The 17,529-nt window shown below is 28.0% G+C and carries 13 protein-coding genes; 1 reads left to right on the forward strand and 12 read right to left on the reverse strand.

All coding sequences use genetic code 11. The annotated features are described in order from the left end of the window. Window positions 1–263: 263 nt before the first annotated feature. The 9 genes from K5V21_RS07405 to K5V21_RS07445 form a co-directional block, all read right to left on the reverse strand. Window positions 264–662, reverse strand: a complete 399-nt coding sequence (locus K5V21_RS07405; protein WP_221860430.1) for a hypothetical protein — start codon at window positions 660–662, stop codon at window positions 264–266. A gap of 121 nt (window positions 663–783) precedes the next feature. Continuing rightward, window positions 784–3,387 carry an ATP-dependent chaperone ClpB gene (clpB, locus tag K5V21_RS07410; protein ID WP_221860432.1) on the reverse strand — a complete coding sequence of 868 codons (2,604 nt, stop codon included), beginning with the start codon at window positions 3,385–3,387 and terminating at the stop codon, window positions 784–786. 107 nt (window positions 3,388–3,494) lie between these two features. Continuing rightward, window positions 3,495–4,502, reverse strand: a complete 1,008-nt coding sequence (locus K5V21_RS07415) for a DNRLRE domain-containing protein (protein WP_221860434.1) — start codon at window positions 4,500–4,502, stop codon at window positions 3,495–3,497. A gap of 280 nt (window positions 4,503–4,782) precedes the next feature. Continuing rightward, window positions 4,783–8,811: an Ig-like domain-containing protein gene (locus tag K5V21_RS07420; RefSeq protein WP_221860436.1), complete on the reverse strand. Its 4,029-nt coding sequence runs from the start codon at window positions 8,809–8,811 to the stop codon at window positions 4,783–4,785. Window positions 8,812–9,103: 292 nt separating this feature from the next. Continuing rightward, complete coding sequence (locus K5V21_RS07425; RefSeq protein WP_221860438.1) at window positions 9,104–10,366, reverse strand: helix-turn-helix domain-containing protein; 1,263 nt, start codon at window positions 10,364–10,366, stop codon at window positions 9,104–9,106. 18 nt (window positions 10,367–10,384) lie between these two features. Further along, window positions 10,385–11,686, reverse strand: coding sequence for a helix-turn-helix domain-containing protein (locus K5V21_RS07430; RefSeq protein ID WP_221860440.1), 1,302 nt, complete (start codon window positions 11,684–11,686; stop codon window positions 10,385–10,387). Window positions 11,687–11,939: 253 nt separating this feature from the next. Continuing rightward, complete coding sequence (locus K5V21_RS07435; RefSeq protein WP_204594770.1) at window positions 11,940–12,107, reverse strand: YtxH domain-containing protein; 168 nt, start codon at window positions 12,105–12,107, stop codon at window positions 11,940–11,942. Between the two features lie 99 nt (window positions 12,108–12,206). Beyond that, window positions 12,207–12,881, reverse strand: coding sequence for a ribonuclease H1 domain-containing protein (locus K5V21_RS07440; RefSeq protein WP_221860442.1), 675 nt, complete (start codon window positions 12,879–12,881; stop codon window positions 12,207–12,209). A gap of 18 nt (window positions 12,882–12,899) precedes the next feature. Then, window positions 12,900–14,003, reverse strand: a complete 1,104-nt coding sequence (locus tag K5V21_RS07445; RefSeq protein WP_221860444.1) for a YkvA family protein — start codon at window positions 14,001–14,003, stop codon at window positions 12,900–12,902. 335 nt (window positions 14,004–14,338) lie between these two features. Here K5V21_RS07445 and K5V21_RS07450 point away from each other — a divergent pair, with 335 nt between their 5' ends. Then, window positions 14,339–14,839, forward strand: coding sequence for a GNAT family N-acetyltransferase (locus K5V21_RS07450; protein WP_221860446.1), 501 nt, complete (start codon window positions 14,339–14,341; stop codon window positions 14,837–14,839). A gap of 129 nt (window positions 14,840–14,968) precedes the next feature. Here K5V21_RS07450 and K5V21_RS07455 read toward each other — a convergent pair whose 3' ends face one another. Genes K5V21_RS07455 through K5V21_RS07465 form a run of 3 tightly spaced genes read right to left on the reverse strand, consistent with a single transcriptional unit; the run spans window position 14,969 to window position 17,427 of the window. Next, window positions 14,969–15,778, reverse strand: a complete 810-nt coding sequence (locus tag K5V21_RS07455) for a MetQ/NlpA family ABC transporter substrate-binding protein (RefSeq protein WP_221860448.1) — start codon at window positions 15,776–15,778, stop codon at window positions 14,969–14,971. Window positions 15,779–15,825: 47 nt separating this feature from the next. Beyond that, a complete protein-coding gene (locus K5V21_RS07460; protein WP_221860450.1) occupies window positions 15,826–16,464 on the reverse strand; it encodes a methionine ABC transporter permease in 639 nt (212 codons plus the stop codon). Next, window positions 16,465–17,427, reverse strand: coding sequence for a methionine ABC transporter ATP-binding protein (locus tag K5V21_RS07465; RefSeq protein WP_221860452.1), 963 nt, complete (start codon window positions 17,425–17,427; stop codon window positions 16,465–16,467). Between the last annotated feature and the right edge of the window lie 102 nt (window positions 17,428–17,529).

The raw sequence follows: 17,529 nt of genomic DNA on the forward strand, positions 1-17,529 counted from the left end.
TCTCTTCTTTTCTAATGAAATTATAGGTTTAATTACCACATATTACAAAGTCTTAATTCTTCACTATTTGTTCAAATTTGTGTAAATATTATTATTTTATGTAAATATTAGTTATTTGCGTTCTTTTGCATGATTTTACTTCCTATTCTTAACTTTTATTAATATTTCAAAATACTAAGTTTTATTTAACAATATACATATAATTTAAGCTAATACATAATAATTTAATTACATATTAGCCTAAATTAACTTTAAGTTTTTTATTAGAATCTTCCTTCAATTATATCTGTAACATTTACTAATATCTGATCTAATCCGTAATGAGTAGTATTTATTTTTGAATTTCTACCTAGTAGATTGCTTATTACTTCTTGTTGCTCTTCTATAAATGCTCCTGAGTTTTGTATAGCTTCAAAAACATCATCTAAATAATATACTTTAGGATCTCCTTCTTCAGCCCCTATTATTGTTGATATTCTATGTCTTGCATCTTCTTTTGTTAAATCATAATTTTCATAAATTTCTTCCATGGCATGTAATCTTACTCTTTCTTCATAATATCTATTTATATAAGCATCACAACCTTCAATATCCTTGAAAGTAACACCTCTTCCATCTGGAAATACTACTAGATAATTGTCTTCTGGAGTTAAGTATTCCATTAAAATCCCTCCTAAAAATTATAAGATTTATAAAAAAGGTAGGTTTAAAAGAAAATATCTTCTTTTATCCTACCTATTTTATTTGTACTTATTTTTTGTAGTTTTATGGGTTTGTATACTTTTAATTAGTAGGGTTAATTGTTAAGTTATCCCCTTCACCATCAATTTTTACATTTGAACCATATCCGATAGTTCCTTTAATTATCATTCTTGCTAATTTATTTTCTAAAGTATTTTGGATATATCTCTTAAGTGGTCTTGCACCATATACTGGATCATATCCTTCTCTTGCTAATATATTTTTAGCACCGTCTGTTATTTCTAATGTTATATTCTTTTCAACTAATCTCTTTTCAACATCTTTTAAGAATATATCAATAATCTTCTTAATACCTTTTTCTGATAATGGTCTAAACATTATGATATCATCAACTCTGTTTAAGAATTCTGGTTTAAATCTTGACTTCATTTCTCCCATTACAAAATCTCTAGCTTCATTTGAAATTTCGCCATCTTTAGATCCTTCTAATAAGAAATGAGATCCTATATTTGATGTCATAATTATTATAGTATTCTTAAAGTCTACTGTCTTACCTTTATTGTCTGTAAGTCTACCATCATCTAGTATTTGTAAGAATACATTAAATACATCTGGATGAGCTTTTTCAATTTCATCAAATAATACTACTGAATATGGATGTCTTCTAACAGCTTCTGTTAATTGACCTCCTTCTTCATATCCAACATATCCTGGAGGTGGTCCAACTAATCTAGATACTGATTGTTTTTCCATATATTCAGACATATCAATTCTAATCATGCTATCTTCGCTATCAAATAATGTTCTAGCTAAAGTTTTTGCAAGTTCTGTCTTACCAACACCAGTTGGTCCTAAGAATATAAATGATCCTATTGGTTTATTTTCATCCTTAAGTCCAGCTCTTGCTCTTAATATAGCATTTGATACTGATTCTACTGCTTCATCTTGATCTATTACTCTTGTTTGTAATTCCTCATCTAATCTTAGAAGTTTTTCACGTTCTCCTTCTAATAATCTTGATACTGGAATTCCAGTCCATTTTGAAAGAACCTCTGAAACTTCTTCTTCTGTTACTTCTTCTTTTAATAAAGCACCCTCTGAATTTTCTTTAACTTCTTCTTCTTTTGCTTTTATCTTTTCTTCTAAAGCTGGAATTACGCTATATCTAATTTCAGCAACTTTATTATAATCATAATTTCTTTCATATCTTTCAAGTTCGCCCTTAGCTTCATCCATTTGTTCTTTTAATTCTCTAAGTTCTACAATGTGTTCTTTTTCTTTTTCATACTTAGCAGTCATTTCATCGTTTTGTTCTCTAAGTTCTGCAAGTTCTTTTTCTATTATATCTAATCTCTTTTTAGAGTTTTCATCCTTTTCTCTAGATAGAGCTTCCTTTTCAGTTTCTAATTGGAATATTTTTCTTCTAACTGCATCAAGTTCAGTTGGAAGTGAATCTACTTCTGATCTTATCATAGCACCAGCTTCATCAATTAAGTCTATAGCTTTATCTGGTAGATACCTATCTTGTATATATCTATCTGAAAGCTTAGCTGCTGCAACTATAGCTGAGTCATGGATTCTTACTCCATGGTGAATTTCAAATCTTTCTTTTAATCCTCTTAGAATTGATATAGCATCTTCAACTGAAGGTTCATTTACAACCACAGGTTGGAATCTTCTTTCTAATGCTTTATCTTTTTCAATGTATTGTCTATATTCATCAAAAGTTGTAGCACCAATACAGTGTAATTCACCTCTTGCAAGTAATGGCTTGATTAAGTTACCTGCATCCATTGCACCATCTGTTTTACCTGCACCAACTATTGTATGAATTTCATCTATAAATAAGATTAATCTTCCTTCACTATTTTGAACTTCTTTAAGTACAGCTTTTAATCTTTCTTCAAATTCACCTCTATACTTAGCACCAGCTATTAATGAACCCATATCTAATGAGAATATTATTTTGTCCTTTAATCCTTCTGGTACATCCCCATTAACTATTCTTTGTGCAAGACCTTCAACTATTGCAGTCTTACCAACACCAGGTTCACCAATTAAAACTGGGTTATTTTTAGTTCTTCTTGAAAGGATTCTAACAGTTCTTCTTATTTCTTCATCTCTTCCGATGACAGGGTCTAATTTATGGCTCTTAACTAAATCATTTAAATTTGTTCCGTACTTAGCTAATGCATCATAAGTTCCTTCTGGGTCTTGAGAATTAACTCTTTGACTTCCACGAACTTCTTTTAATACTTCCATAAATCTATCTTCTGTTATATCGTATGTTCTAAGGATCTTTCCTACAGCTCCGTCTTTGTCCACTTCCATTATTGCAAGCATTAAATGTTCAACACTTATATATGAGTCTTCAAACTTCTTTGATATTTCATCTGCCTTTATTAATACTTGTTGTATCTTCTTAGTTATATATACGCTTGATTCTGCGTCTGATGTTGAAGTTACTTTAGGCAAAAGACCTATTGACTGATTTATTGTATTTTCAAGTGCTTTTACTGGCACTCCCATTTTAGTAAATATATTTGGTATTAATCCATCTTGTTGTTCAACTAAACTTAAAAAAAGATGAATTACATCCATTTGTTGATTATTATTTTTAACAGCTATCAAATTAGCTTCATTTAGAGCATTTTGCACTCTTAAAGTCATTCTTTCTACATCCATCTCTTATTTCACCTCTCGTTTTTTCATTTCTTAACATCATAATATTATATTAGTCAAAGAAAGTCAAAGATTATTTTTTTGTTAAATACTCTGATTTTCATTTATTTTTATACCTTTACTAAAGATAACCTTACTAAAGCTCTATTTTTCTCTGAATTTCTATTATTATCTATTAAAGTTATTTTCTCTAAGCCTATATTTATTAACGATAGTTCATCACCTCTTTGAAGATATGTTATATCAGAAGCTGTAATTACATCATTATTATCACATTTTAATTCTGTAATCTCACATATCTCTTCAGCGCTATTTATTGAAACAGCTAGGTTTAATGAGTTTAAATTAAAATTTTTTATAAACCTTTTTTTTATTTTCCATGTGATAACATACATACCTTCCATCTCTACTATCAATTTATTTTGTTCATTATTTACTAGAATATTCTTTAATCTCTTATTATTAAATTTTAATTTTTCATTTTTATTTAACATCAACGGATAATTATGACCAATATGTAAGTATTCTAATACTCCGTAAATATTTCTTGGGCAATTTAAATCATCACATCTCATATCATTGCAATAATTACAGCCATAAATCTCAAGACTTGGTTTAAACTTACCAAAAGCTGAATCTATAACTATATAACTACTATGTTCAGTTTTAGAAGTGCTTATGGTTATATCTTTATTCTTTATATTCTTTCTATTTAAATATTTAACTACTTGAGTTAAGTCTAAGTAAATATACTTATCTTGCATATTTTTAGTTACTATAGTATTAGAAATTGGTTTATTATAAACTTTCTTCCCTTTCACCTGCTCATTATTTCCTATAAATTCATCATTATTTATATAGATATTAATGTTATTTCCATATTTTCTTCTCTCATAATAGGTTTTATTTATATATAGTTTTAATATTGCTTTATTAATATTTCTAAACTCATTTAATTTATTACCTAAATTAAATTTTATTGATGTATTACAATGTTCTATTCTAAATCCCTTTCTGATAGTTCCAACTGTAAGTGTTTTTGTATTACTAATAGATTTATTTTTATATAAATCAGATTTCATACTACTCGCTACAGCTTCTATTACAATCTTATTCATAATTATCTAACCTCTATTTAATAATTCTTATTATTAATATGTTTATTCCTATATAAAAATTAAATATGCATTTCAACTTTTCAACCTTCATTTTATTTAAATCTTGCAAATGACTTTTGAATTATTTACGTTGATGGGTTTCTTTTTAATATTTTTAAAGATTCTTTCATTATACTGTTATGCCAAAAAAGGAGGATTCCAGTTCGAATCCTCCTTTTCTTATCAGTTAGTATCAAAATTTATTTTGATACAGCCCCTTATTTCTTGTTCTTTCAAAATTTTATTTTCTTATGATAAAAGCCCCTCCAACAAGTGTTACTAATCCTAAAAATATGGTTCCTAAACCTTCTTGTCCTGTTTTTGGTATATCTTTATCATTTTCACCTGACTCATTTTTATCTAAGCTTGGTTTATCACCTTGGTTATTACTTGGTTTATTTTCTGGCTTACTTTCAGGTTTACTCTCAGGCTTATTTTCTGGCTTATTCTCAGGTTTAGTATTATCTTCTGGTTTATCCTCTGGTGTTGATGTGTTATCATCATCTGGTTCACTTTTCCAAGACATTAAGTTTGTAACTTCTGGAGCTTTATTTGGAATGTTGTCTCCGTTCATAAATGGAGACATCCATACATTAATATTTCCTTCTTTTCCTTTGGATTTAACTATTAATTTTTTTATTCCTTTGTTAGGATTTTGTCCTTCTGGATTTGGAGATCCATCATATGGCTTAGCATCAACTATTTCAAACTTTTCATTTCCATCATTAAGAAGTTTTACATATAGTCTTTTATCTCCATCTTTTAAAATAACTGCTTTTCCATCTTCAGTTAATTCTGCTTCTTTATCAGTATGCATTTGCCATGCAACTTCACCTGATTTCTTTAGCATATATTCATCCCTTACAAGAATTTCTTTTCTATTTATGAATTTAATTCCTCTCTTCATACTTAAAGCTTCTCTATCATAAGCATTTGTCATATCTATTATTCCATAACCGTTATTGCCTTGATTTAATTTCATATCTATTATAGGTGAATATACATTAACTTCTTGGTCATATCCTGAACCTGGATTTATTATTAGAGTGTTATGTCCTTCTGCTCTCTTCCTATAATAATTCCATCTTCTTCCGCCTTCTTCTTTTTCCCAATATCCTGGAAGATTATAATTTTCTTTTCCAAGGTCTAATGCCCATCTTTCACCTAATGCATCAAATACAAATGAACCAATATCTAAATCTCCATGTGGTGCACCATTTAATCCACCCTTAAATCCTACAAAACTTGATAGCGGATCTTCCCAATCTTTCCTCATAGTTATTACAGATTGTCTTTCTTTATAAGCTTTGTCTAATTCTTTTGGACTTTCTCCAGTATATAATTCTGGCTTATACCATAATAAATCATATACATTTACTACAGCTTCATCTTGTGACATATAATACTTATGGTACCATGTAAGGTCTGGTCTATTTAATTCATTTGCAAACCAAAGACTTAAGTAACCAGCTGGTAAATTTCTATCATTATCTGAATAATTATATGCCCCATCCTTTCCAGTCATAAACATTGGATAATCTGGAGTTTCTTTAATTCCTGGTGCATTAATAAATAGATTTTCTCCTTTAACTGCTGAACTTACAGATGATAAGAAATAAACTAAATATCTTGTACCATAATCCCAATATGATATTCCTTCTATTGAATCTCCTTCAGGGTAATATTGAGTTAACCCATTCTGAATTGATTTAAATGCTTCTTGAATTATTTCACCAGCCATTTTGTCATTGTTTTCTCCCATTATAGCTAGTGCCCCTGCTGTTAATCCTGTATTACAAACAAAGTTCCAATTATATTTATCTTCAACAAAGAAGTGTGAATTATTTTTATAGTATCCAAGACCTATACTTAATGAATTCTTAACTAAAGCTTTCTCTATGATAGCTCTTTGTTCTACACTTAAATATGAGTATAACCAATCAAATCCTATTGCAACTCCAAAAGATGTCATTGTGGCATCTAAATAGTGCTGATGGCTCCAATCTGGATATTTAACAGAAACATTTTCAAGTTCAAGCCAAGCTCTATCTGCATATTTCTTTTCACCTGTTATTTGATACATAAATGATAAATCAACAATATTTTTTGATGCAGTTGTATCCAATCTTAATCCATCTGGTTTATTATATTCTACAACTGGTGATGTTAATATTTTATCTATTTTAACCTTTAATTTTTCAAACCACATTTTAGCGTTTTCATCAGTCTTAACTAATTTTCTTAATGAATCAAACTCATCTTGTGATGCTAAAAGTCTTGGATGTTCTTTCTTTACAAGATTATTTATATTTTCTATTGAAGGTGCCACAAATATGTTGCCTTCTGCTATAACTTCATTACCAAAAGTATCTGTAACTTTAATTTTTACAGAGTCATATCCATTAAAATCTTTGTTTGGCTTATAATTATATTTATTATCACTTATAGTAAATTCACCATTTTGTACTTTATCAATAATTTGGAATTTTAAATCTTCGCCTTCTGGGTCTTTTGCATTGAATTTTTTATCTTTTACTTCTTGATTTTCATTTAAAGTAATATTGAAATTTTCAAATATTGGAGCCTTATTATTTTTTTCAACTTGAACTTTTACATTCGTAACAGCAAAATTGTTGTTTGTATCATTAACCTTTACTGTAAATATATCATCTCCATAATAATTTTTATTTGGATAATATTCAAAGTTTCCATCTTCTTTTAAATTTAAAGTTCCATTGTTTGGGTCAGTTAAAGAGCTATAATTTAAGTGTAAACCGGTTTGGGATTTAGCTTCTATTTTACCTTTTATAACTGAATTTTCCTTTCCCTTTATTGTTCCTATATCTTTTATATTTATTTGATCTGACTCTCCAACTATAACTGGTATCTCTAACTTAATGTTACTATCTTTATTTTTAACAATGATATTACATGTTCCATTGTTTACTCCAGTTACTATCCCCTCACTATTAACAGTTGCTACTTTTTCATCTGAACTTTCAAAAGTAACATCTTTATTTGTAGCATTATTTGGAGTGAAAATTAAATCTATTTTTTCACTTTTACCTTTTTCTAACTTAATTACATTTGATTTAGCTTCTATACTAGATAATTTTGTATATGAATTTACTTCTACATTATCTACCCAAACTTTACCTTTAGCATCATCATATAAATATTCAAACACTATGCTCCCCAAAGTTTCTTTTGGAAGATCTAATTTAAATTCAAAGTTTGTCCAATTCATATTTTCTTTAATATTTAAATCAACCATTCCCATTGGTTCAATTTTTTGACCATCTGGTGATTTATATTGAAGTCTTAATATAAGACCTTTTCCTTTAAAGTTTTCTGTTTTAATCCATTGGCTTATTTTAAGTGATTTACCTTGTGCATCTTTTGGTATATCTCTTATTGTTTGATTTAATGTACCTCTTGCAGTTTTATCTGCTTCTCCATTTTCTAATCTAATTGAGTTCTTTCCTTCAAAAAATACTTTATTATCAATTTCTGTATTAAATTTATTACTTCCACTTTGCCATCTTCCCCATTTATCTGCTGTTCCATCAGTTTTAACTTTTTCAAAGTATCCATTTAATACTAGGCTATCTTTGTATTCAGGAACCTCTGGGTTAGGTGTTTCTTCCTTATCTGCATCTCCAATGCATACAAGCTTTGGTTCATTGAAGTAAACTTTACCTGTACTATTATTTGAAATATAGTTTTCAATTTTTAAACCGCCAACTTCTACTCCTCCAATTGAATCTGGTATATCAAGCTCATAACTTAACTCTGTCCAATCTTTATTACCTGTAACCTTAGGAGCTAATTCAAATATATCAAGCTTTTGATTACTCTTATTTACTATTTGTAGTCTAATATGAGAACCTGCTCCAACAAAATTTTCTGTTTTTATCCATTGAGTAAATTTATATTTTTTATTTAGTTGATCTTTAGTTAAATTAACTGTCTGATGAACTATTATTGCATTGCTATCTTTTGTTTTAACATCAATTACTAGTGAATTAGGCTCTTTTTTATATTCACTATCTGAAATATGTGAATCATAGTTGTTACCCTTTGCGTAAAAACTCCAGTAATCCGGTTTACTGTCTAAATTGTCATCAGAATACTTATAATTTTTTATTAAGTTATTATTTGTGTCTGCATTAACAAATTTAATTGGTAAAATTAAATTCATAATGAATACAACTACTAATAACTTAGATATATCCCTCCAATATGTATTTAATAGATATCCTTTTCTCATAATATTCCCCCTTATATTGATAATATAAAATTCAATTTAATTTTATATTATTTTTTAAACGTTTTCAATATTTATTTGTAAATTCATTTAATAAAACTTAAAAAAATTAATAAAATATATTTTTATTAATATAAATTTGTCTTACTTAAGAAACCTATTTGTTTCATAAGTAGCCATTTTAAAAATATTTGTTTATACTATTATATTCAAAAAGGAGGATTCAAATTCGAATCCTCCTTTTATTATGGGTAAGTATCAATATAAAATTTAATACTTCCCTTTAAAATTCATATTATATTTTTCTTTTTATGTTCATTGCTAATGTAAAATATTTTATTGAGTCTTGAACAGATTTAGTTTTATGGTACATATTAGCCATATCTATATATCTACTATATAAATCTTTTTTAGTACCAAACTTTACAAGGGAATCTAATGATAGATTCATATAAAGCTCTGCTTCTCTATATCTCTCTTGCATTTGAAGAAGCATTCCTTTTAAGTAATAAGCCTCTTCAATTAGCTCTATATGATTTGTCTCTATTGCAATATTTAAAGCTTTATCTGCAAATTCATCTGCTAAATCTAGCTTATTATTTTTCTTAAGGAGTCTTGCCCCTTTTACATAGAGACTTCCAACATCATAAAGTTGTTCTTGTGGTAATAAGTCAACAACTTCATTTATCTCATTTAAAGCTTTTTCATCTTCATTAACCCTAAAATAAGCGTCAGCATAATCAATTTTCGATTCTGCAATTCTTATATTATTGTTATTTAAAAACTCATAGGATTTTGATAAATAATCAGCCTTTCCTTCTCTATTATTAAGAATACTTATAAGAGAAGTAGCATAGTATATCTTACCTTTAAGGTCATCTGATTCTATATTATCTGAATTCTCTTTTGCTATAGTTAAATATTTTTCTGCTTCATCATATTCCTCACATCTTAAAAGACACATTCCCTCTCTGTAGCTCATGTAAGGGTATAATTCATTTTTTGTATCATTTTTATCAATTAATATTTCTAAAACTCTATTATAGTAATTTCTAGCCTCACTATATTCTTTACTTGAATATAAATAGTCTGCCATATCTTTGAAGTATATTATAGTATTTTCATCTGTATTATTTCTTCTATATAAATCATAATACTTTGGAACAAGTTCTAATATCTCATCTAACTTCTTTCCTCTTAAATAGTAATTAAACAGTCTATGTATTAAATTAAATGCTAATTCATAGTATTCATAATCAATAGCATATTCTAAATTTAACTGTATATCATTCTCTATATTACTATCTGTCTTAGCTTCCTCATCAAAACTCTTTATATTTTCAATTATTTGCTCATAAATATCTTTTGCTAAATAACTGTAATCTAGCTGTATAATATCTGCTATATATCTTAATATTTCTTCATCTGGCTTTACTTTTCCATTCTCTATACAACTCATCTTGGATATAGAAATTTCTTTCCCACACAACTCTTTTAGCGTAATTCCTTTATATATCCTAGCTCTTTTTATCTTTTCTCCTGTTGAAAGTATCTCCATTTTTAACCCCCCATTTAGCTAGTTGTTTAGTATTCCAATTTCCCTAAATATACTAACTCCCTCATCTAAATATCTCGCTGCATTCTCATCATTTTTCTCATCAATATAGAATTTTCCAAGCATAATAGCAAGTTCCCCTGCCTTTTGGACCAATTCTTTATTTTTTGCATACCTATAGCTATCTAACAAAATATTTTCTGCCTCTACTTTTCTATCATCAATAATACACATTCTATATTTTATTAAATTGCATTCTATTTTTTCTTCTGCATCCTCATCAGTAAGTTTATCAGATATTTGCTCTAATACTTCTTGACACTTATTTAAGTCTTTTATCTTTAAATAGTTTCTGCATATATTTATTAAAGTTTCAATTAACTTTTTATCATTATTTTGTACTCTCATATCCCTTGCAAGTTCATAATGCTTAAATGATTCCTCTATATTTTCAAAGTTGTAGAAAAGTCTTCCTAAGTCATTTTCTATATTTGATATATTTGAAAAATCATTTAATTCTCTATAAATCTTTAAAGTTTTCTTTGAATACTTTATAGCATTTTCTAAATCTCCATTTTTATTATATTCTTCTGATAAGAATAATAATGTCTTCGCATATTTTTCTTTATTATTTATCTTTTCAAACTTCTCTTTAGCCAAGAATGAATAATCTATAGCTCGTCCTATATTGTCCATTTCAAAATAAGTTTTAGCTAAATAGAAGTAGATTTCTCCTAAAAGATAATCTTCTCCAACTTCATTATCCATAAATACTTTTTCTGCTTGTTTTAAATAACTATTTGCAGAATAGTATGCTTTTAGTTCTAAAGTTATCTTTGCAAGATTTAAGAATGTCTGAATTATTTCTTTATGTCTGCTATTTTTTATAAAAATAACATTTGCTGATAAGAAATATTGTTGTGCTAATGTAAGTTCACCTTTTCCAACATGTATATTCGCTCTTAAATAAAGTATCTTTGCTTTCTTATATTCTAAATTATAAAGTTCTGCATAATATAATGCATTCTCTATATATTTTTCAGCTGCTGTAAATCCTTCATCTAATATATATGCCTCAGCTATTTGCTCATAATAAGTGCATACTTTTTCAGCTTGACTTTCTTCTGATTCCATTAAATACTCGACTGTTGTCTGTAAATTTGTTGCTAAATACTCTAATAAATCCATTGATGGATTTGATCTTCCTGATTCAACTAAACTAATCTGACCAGGAGTTATTCTGTCTTTAGCTAAGTCTTTTAATGTCATATTTAGTTCTTTTCTTTTTCTCTTTATCTTTTCTCCTAAAGATAGAATTTCCATACTCTTTCGTCCTTTTCTATTTCTTATTTTATTCAATGTTTGTTAATTTTATTTACATTTTGTATAAATTTAAACCTATTATAACACGCTTCTTTGAATATATACAACATTCTTGTTAAAGTTTGTTAATTTTTTTAACAGTAAAGTTTAATTAAAATTAAATTCCTCACATATTTTTCAAAAGACTCGACATATTTAAGGTAATAAATTTATAAAAAAACACTTACTATATTATAGTAAGTGTTTTTTTAGACTATCTTATCATTGACATCATATTGTCTACTCTAGCTGCATGCATCATTCTTCTACCGGCTCTTCTCATTGTTCTTCTAGTTCTTCTATCAATTTGTGGCATAATCATCATACTTACTGCTGTACCTATAACAGCACCTGCAGCCATTCCTCTAATTAATCTACCCATAAATAACACCTCTTTAATAAAATTTTATTTGTTTCTGATGCTATTTTTATGTTATGTAGTTTATTTATTTTTAAACTAAGAAATTTATGGCTAGGTGCACTATATTATGCCTAATGCTGATTTTGCTAAAAGATCTGCCTTGTCATTAAATCTATCTCCTGAATGACCTTTTACTTTTTTAAATCTTATATTTATCTCATTCATTTTTTCTTGCATAAATTTATGATATTCTGCTGTTATTTCATTATTTCTTTTCCATGTTCCAAGAGCCCAAGATTCTATTCCTTGGTAATCAAAAACTATGGATACAGAATTATATCCATTTTCTATTGCATATTCAACTGCCTTTTTAGCACCCAGAACCTCACCTGAAACATTTCTAAGTGGAATTGCCTTCTCATCAAAGCCAACACCATTGTCCTCATAAATAATTTCTCCATTATTTATTGCTAAAAGACCATATGAAAAGTTTCCTTTTTGTACAGAAAAGCTTCCATCAACATAAATAGTTAAACCCTCTTCTGCTACAAAGCTCTCAGAAGAAACATCTTCATTCTCACACTTACTTATATTATTTGATTTTATTTTTTTTGTACTTTTATTACTTCCGCCTTCTATATTTAAAAGAATAAACTCCTTCGCTTCATCCATTGTTTTAAAACTTTTATATATAGCACCTTTGCATCCTATAACTTCGGCTTTGCATTCATCCCAAGTTGTAAAAATTTTAGGTACACCTGATTTTCCTTTAAATACTGAATAATACTTTGCCATACTTTGCTCCTTTTTAATTTACAATACACTTAATTGTTCTACAACATTATAAACCTTCTCCACATTTCTTGCACCTGTGAATCCTGATACATAATCAAGTCCACTCTTTAAAACTAATATTAATTCATTTTTACCTGACCAATTTTCAACTATTACCTTTAAAGGAACATCATTAGCTATTCTATTTAATGCAAAGAAAAGGATAGCTAAATCATCAATCTTACCTATAAAAGGTATATTACTTGGTATCATATCTGTTGGACAAACTATATATGCTATAGATCCAGATACTGCAAGTTTTGTTTTAAGTGGTACTCTATCATCCTTTAATAGTCTAAATATTAATGCTGCTAGATCTGGTATTAAGAATAAATAATCTGAATATTGTTTTGCATTATCAGGTAATTTATTTTCTACTTTTTCTTTAGTAGCGTTTCTTCCTACTGAATAATAATCATCTTTTTTATCAGTATCTTGAAGTACTTCTTTTATTTCTAGAATTTCTTTTTCTTCAATTAATTCTTCTATTTCTTCATCTATATATTCTTTATTATATCTAGTAACACTATCTTTTAATCCTAAAGCTTCTGTAGATACTATATCATTACTATTAATCTTTTCTATCGCTTCTTCTTTTTCTGAAACTTCATCTTTTTCAAATTTATTAATTATCTCACCTATGTTTACAGTTATATCATTAACATTAGCTACAATAACATTTCCTTTTATGTATGCTTCTTCAACACTTACTTTAACAAAAGGTACTTTTTCTAAAATTTGATCTATATCAACTGTTAATCTATCTTTAGTTGCATCTATTCCAATATCACCTGCAGCTTTTAATCCAATTTTTAAAGCTAAACTTCTAAAAACTTTAAGGATTCCAAGCTTGTACACTTTCAGCTTAGAAAATCTTCCAATTATTTTTCCATTTTCTACTCCAAGTTCATCTATAGTTGCTTCAAAATTTATTTTTAATCCCTTAGTAAAACTACCTTTAATTAAAACATTATTATTTATAATTACTTCATCTAAAATTAATCCTTTTACGTGAACAAAGTCGTTTACAATACTTAAAATATCTTTTCCTGTAAGGTTTACGCATACCTTTGATATATTCATAAAATTTTCCTCCCCCAAATATTCTGTTATTCATTTAATTTTACCCTTTTATAGTTAGAATGTAAATTATATATAACCTAAGTAATAACTTTCTATAATATTTAAAATAATAATTTTTATAAGATGATATGCTTTAATATAGTACTGAAATATAGCAAAAAAATTATAGATAGAAGCGTCCACCTATAATGCTCAATATATTAAATATGTTATACTTTGTAAGTTAAGTTATAATAAGTTTTATGCAATACTATAATATAATAGATAATAGTATTACATTGTTAGTTAATTGTTTATTAAACTAACCTATAAATAGGATTTTTTGAGGTGAATTGATGTTTTTAATTCGTAAAGCTATTCCTGATGATGCATTGGGAATAACTATAGTAAACGTGTATACATGGAAAATAACCTATACAGGGTTGATACCTGATGAACTGATTGATAAAAGAATTGATAACCTGAAATATTTAGCTAAAGAAATAAGAGAAGATATAGAAAAGAATAATAATTTCATTGTAGCGTCTATTGAAAATACAATTATCGGATTCTGTAGTTACGGAAACTCAAGAAATGAATCATTTATGGATTCAGGAGAAATTAATGCACTTTATGTACTTCATGGTTTCCAGGGTGAGGGTTTAGGTAAAAAACTATTTTTAGCTGCTACTAAGGAATTAAAACATATAGGATATTCTTCAGTAATAATAAATTGTCTACAAGGAAATCCATCTATAGAGTTTTACAAACATATGGGTGGAAATATTGTATCAAAAAGAAAAGATGAAATCAAAGGTACAGTTATTACTGAAGATATTATATATATTAAAATATAAGGATAGCATATATAGAATTTTATAAAGACAATATTAATACTATACAAAGCTAACAGAAAACGGACAAGTTTACACTTGTCCGTTTAATTGTTGCTATTTATAAACAACGATTTAAAGTATAGACCAGTTTTAAAATGCCGGAATAACCGCTCCATCATATTTCTCATTTATAAAGTTTTTAACATTCTCTGATGTTAAAGTTTCTGTTAAGTCTTTAATCTTTTGGCTATCTTTATCAGCTTCTTTAACAGCTATAATATTTGCATATTGTTCTGCTGCTTTTGAGTCCTTATCTTCTACAATAAGCGCATCATTTTTAACTGAGAATCCAGCATCTATTGCATAGTTTCCATTTATAACAGCTGCATCAACGTCATCTAATGCTCTTGGAATTGCAGCTGCTTCTAATTCTTTAAATTCAAAATTTTTCTTATTTTCTGTTATATCTTTTGGAGTTACAAGCTCTCCCTCTTTAACCTTTATAAGTCCATGAGATTCTAAAAGTTTAAGTGCTCTTGCTTCATTTGATGGATCATTTGGAATTGCTATAGTTGCTCCATCTTTTAAATCCTTAATATCTTTTATATTTTTTGAATATAATCCTAAAGGCTCTAAATGAACTTTTGCTGTATAAGTTAATCCCAAATTCTCTGCTTCATTTTGTTTATTCAAATATGGTATATGTTGAAAGAAGTTTGCATCTAAACTTCCCTCTGATAATGCCTTATTAGGTGTAACATAATCTGTAAATTCTTTTATATTTACTTTATATCCCTTTTCCTCTAACTTAGGTTTTATATGTTCTACAATCTCCTTATGTGGAACTGGTGTAACTCCAATTGTTATTGTTTTATCGTCTTTAGAACTGCCCCCGCATCCTACTAACGCTAATGATAAAACTCCTACTAGAACTGTTGATATTAATCCTCTTTTTTTCATATTGAAAATCCCCCTTATTATTTATTGCTTTTTGCTAAATTTAATTTTTATTTTGAAAGTTTCTTATAAAAATAATTTCCTAAAGTCTGTAAAACTTGAACTATGATTATTAAAAGTATTACTGTTACTATCATATAATCTGTTTCATATCTATGGTATCCATATCTTATAGCAACATCTCCAAGTCCTCCTCCAGCTACTGCCCCCGCCATAGCTGAATATCCAATTACGCTTATTATTGTTAATGTTAATCCGGAAATCATAGCTGGTATTGCTTCTTTAAACATTACCTTAAATATTATTTGACTATCTGTTGCCCCAAATGATTTTGCAGCTTCAATTACCCCTTTGTCCACTTCTCTTAATGCACTTTCTATTATTCTTGCAATAAAAGGTGCTGTTGCAATAGCAAGCGGAACTATCATAGCCTCTTTTCCAACAGTTGTCCCAACTATCAATTTACTAAGTGGGAATAATGCTACCATAAGTATTACAAATGGAAAACTTCTTAAAATATTTACTATAAAATCTAATACTCTATATACACTTTTATTTGGCTTTAATCCATCTGGTGCAGTTAATGTAAGAACTATGGCTATTATAATTCCAGCTATTAATGCACAAATTGTAGATAATATTACCATATAGGCCGTTTCACCTGTAGCTTTTAATATTTCTTCAAACATCTATAATACCTCCCACTGAACATTCTTTCTTCTTAAATAATCTAATATATAGACCTCATCTTCCCTATTGATACTTATAACTAAACTTCCAAGTACATCCCCTCTAAATCTTTCAAGTTTGCCCCAAACTATTGAAAAATCTTTATTTGTATCCTTTGCCATCTTAGTTATAAGCGCATTCTCTGAGAAGTCTTTTGGGAAGAATATTTTTATATTGACTCCATCATCAGGTAATATATCTATATCGTCATCCCCTAAGAATTTTTTAAGCGAAAGTCCTGGTTTTAAGAATAAATCTGCTGACTTACCTTGTGCTTTAACTACTCCATCTTCTAAAAGTGTTATCTCTTCGCATACCTCCTTAACAACTTCCATTTGGTGGGTTACTATAACTATGGTTATTCCAAGTTCTTTATTTATTCTTGATAATAGTGATAGTATATCTTTAGTTGTCTTTGGATCTAGTGCTGATGTTGCTTCATCACATAATAAAATCTTTGGTTCTAAAGCTAATGCTCTTGCAATTGCCACCCTTTGCTTTTGTCCCCCACTAAGCTCAGCTGGCTTACTACTTGCTTTATCTTCTAGAGATACTAATCTTAATAATTCTAATACTCTCTCATTTATCTTTTCTTTGCTAAATCCCCAAACCTCTAAAGGTAATGCAATATTTTCATAAACATTCTTACGGCTTAAGAGGTTAAAACTTTGAAAAATCATTCCAAGGTCTTTTCTAAGTTCCCTTATCTCTTTTTTATTTAGTGTTTTAATCTCCTTTCCCATTACTTTTATTGAACCTGAATCATAACTCTCAAGCCCATTTAAACATCTTAGCAATGTTGATTTACCTGCCCCACTATGTCCAATTATTCCATATATCGCTCCTTTCTTTATCTCTAATGATATATCTTTTAAAACCTCTGATTTTCCAAAATTCTTTTTTATGCTCTCTATCTTTATCATAAATTTTGCCCCCTTTTATGAAAATAAATAAGAGTAGAAAAATACCTTTTAATGATTCTTTAACTCTTGGTTAAAAAATAGGTTTCTTCTACTCTTTGCATC

The organism is Clostridium sardiniense (assembly GCF_019753795.1).
In the GTDB taxonomy this organism is placed as follows: Bacteria; Bacillota; Clostridia; order Clostridiales; family Clostridiaceae; genus Clostridium; species Clostridium sardiniense.

Coding starts and splice junctions, on each gene's coding strand:
- K5V21_RS07450 (WP_221860446.1), top strand. CDS start 14,339: ATGTTTTTAATTCGTAAAGCTATTCCTGATGATGCATTGGGAATAACT.
- K5V21_RS07425 (WP_221860438.1), bottom strand. CDS start 10,366: ATGGAGATACTTTCAACAGGAGAAAAGATAAAAAGAGCTAGGATATAT.
- K5V21_RS07455 (WP_221860448.1), bottom strand. CDS start 15,778: ATGAAAAAAAGAGGATTAATATCAACAGTTCTAGTAGGAGTTTTATCA.
- K5V21_RS07435 (WP_204594770.1), bottom strand. CDS start 12,107: ATGGGTAGATTAATTAGAGGAATGGCTGCAGGTGCTGTTATAGGTACA.
- K5V21_RS07420 (WP_221860436.1), bottom strand. CDS start 8,811: ATGAGAAAAGGATATCTATTAAATACATATTGGAGGGATATATCTAAG.
- K5V21_RS07445 (WP_221860444.1), bottom strand. CDS start 14,003: ATGAATATATCAAAGGTATGCGTAAACCTTACAGGAAAAGATATTTTA.
- K5V21_RS07415 (WP_221860434.1), bottom strand. CDS start 4,502: ATGAATAAGATTGTAATAGAAGCTGTAGCGAGTAGTATGAAATCTGAT.
- K5V21_RS07430 (WP_221860440.1), bottom strand. CDS start 11,686: ATGGAAATTCTATCTTTAGGAGAAAAGATAAAGAGAAAAAGAAAAGAA.
- clpB (WP_221860432.1), bottom strand. CDS start 3,387: ATGGATGTAGAAAGAATGACTTTAAGAGTGCAAAATGCTCTAAATGAA.
- K5V21_RS07465 (WP_221860452.1), bottom strand. CDS start 17,427: ATGATAAAGATAGAGAGCATAAAAAAGAATTTTGGAAAATCAGAGGTT.
- K5V21_RS07440 (WP_221860442.1), bottom strand. CDS start 12,881: ATGGCAAAGTATTATTCAGTATTTAAAGGAAAATCAGGTGTACCTAAA.
- K5V21_RS07460 (WP_221860450.1), bottom strand. CDS start 16,464: ATGTTTGAAGAAATATTAAAAGCTACAGGTGAAACGGCCTATATGGTA.
- K5V21_RS07405 (WP_221860430.1), bottom strand. CDS start 662: ATGGAATACTTAACTCCAGAAGACAATTATCTAGTAGTATTTCCAGAT.